Source organism: Enterococcus sp. 12F9_DIV0723, assembly GCF_002174375.1.
Lineage (GTDB): Bacteria > Bacillota > Bacilli > Lactobacillales > Enterococcaceae > Enterococcus_A > Enterococcus_A gilvus.
Genome location: NZ_NIBK01000001.1, coordinates 1,595,638 through 1,597,239, shown reverse-complemented (window position 1 = coordinate 1,597,239; position 1,602 = coordinate 1,595,638). Strand labels below are relative to the sequence as shown.

At 35.5% G+C, this 1,602-nt stretch carries 2 protein-coding genes; one reads left to right on the top strand and one right to left on the bottom strand.

Annotated features, from left to right (window positions below; genetic code table 11):
- The first annotated feature begins 303 nt into the window (after positions 1-303).
- Positions 304-576, top strand: a complete 273-nt coding sequence (locus tag A5868_RS07615; RefSeq protein ID WP_010780892.1) for a hypothetical protein — start codon at positions 304-306, stop codon at positions 574-576.
- A gap of 149 nt (positions 577-725) precedes the next feature.
- Here the strand turns inward: A5868_RS07615 and A5868_RS07610 are convergent, their stop codons facing one another.
- A complete protein-coding gene (locus tag A5868_RS07610; RefSeq protein WP_086303949.1) occupies positions 726-1,442 on the bottom strand; it encodes an SDR family oxidoreductase in 717 nt (238 codons plus the stop codon).
- Between the last annotated feature and the right edge of the window lie 160 nt (positions 1,443-1,602).

Sequence of the window (1,602 nt, the reverse complement as noted above, 5' to 3'; positions counted from 1 at the left end):
TATTTTCTACTTCTGCGCCAGCTGCTATTGCTCGATATATCATTTAATTCCCCCCTTTTAAAATTCACTCCTAAATGTAAACGCTAACATTTTTGTGTTTATTTTTCAATCAAAAACCTTATTTATCTTTTATCCTTTTTTAAGCACCTACGGCCGAATCATTTTAAGCGTCACTATTTTTTAAACGATCATTTCTTAATTGAGTATAATTGTGAACGAATTCGTAAGTTATTAATAAAAGACTATTTTTAACAGTTCCTTTATTGCTAAAATAGAGGAAGAAGGCATTTGGAGGATGAAATTATGAGAGGAACAATTTCTAATGATTATCGAGTTTACCACTATGAATCACCTTTTTTAATGCAAGGCGAAAATGGACTTTCTTTAAGTCAGCTGCGAGCTCTTTTTATTACAACCTTGTTAAATAATTCTCGCGCAAAGTATACTACTGAAAATTATGCGCTTGAAAAGGAACAAAGACATATTCGTATTTGGCGAAAGGATGGAAAGACCCTCACTGAGGGTGAAGTACTAAAAATTGATGCCATCATTCCTCGGATTTTTGAAACAAATTGAGACACTCAATCAATTGTCTCAATCCTCGCTCTACTCGTCTAAATGAGTATAAAAAAATAGAATAGCCAACCGCAACAATTGAAAAAGTAACTAAAAGGAGAGAAACAGAATTTCTCTCCTTTTTATATTCCATGCGATACTAACAATAGTTAGACCATCATTTTTGTAGGTCTCAAAATAATCTCATTAATAGCTACTTGCTCTGGTTGCTGCAAGGCATAAAGCAAGGCATCAGTGATGGCTTCAGGTGTTAGAATTTGATACTCATCCGTTGTTTGATCCAATTTTCTTCCCATGTCAGTAGCCACGTTTCCAGGAGAAATTGATGTAAATCGTATTTTGGTATCTGCTTCTTCTTGTCGAGCCCCTTCCATAATTTTTAATACTGCTGTTTTTGATGCTGCGTATGTGCTCATTGCTGGTCCAACTACATGTGCGCCAATTGAAACCATGGTGACAACATGACCTTTATCGACTTTTCTAAATTCAGGCAAAACCGCTGATAAACCATTCAAAACACCTAAAACATTTACTTCGATCACTTGCGTGTATTCTTTGCTAGGCATTTCTCGATTCAGCCCTATATTTAGCACACCCGCACTATTAAAGAAAACATCAATTTTCCCGTACTTTTCCTTCGTAAAAGCGACTAATTTCTTCATATCTTCGCTTTTCGTCACATCGACTTTAAAGTATTCCACAGCACCTCCTTCCGCTCTCAATTCTCCAGCTAAGCTACGTAAGTGCTCCTCATCGATATCAGCCAAGACCACTTTAGCGCCTAAAGAAGAAACTTTTTTTGCGGCATTTATTCCAATACCACCACCTGCTCCAGTAATGACGACCACTTTATTTTCTAAATTCATACTAAAACCTTCCTTTCGTTTAAATACGTCATCACCTTACTAGAGGAAGAATCCTTTTTTGCTAATCTTGCTCATCACTTTTTTACAAACTAAAAATACTTTTCCTTTTAGATTGAAGAGAATACATGGTCAAATTATTTTTATTTCCACTCATGTTATT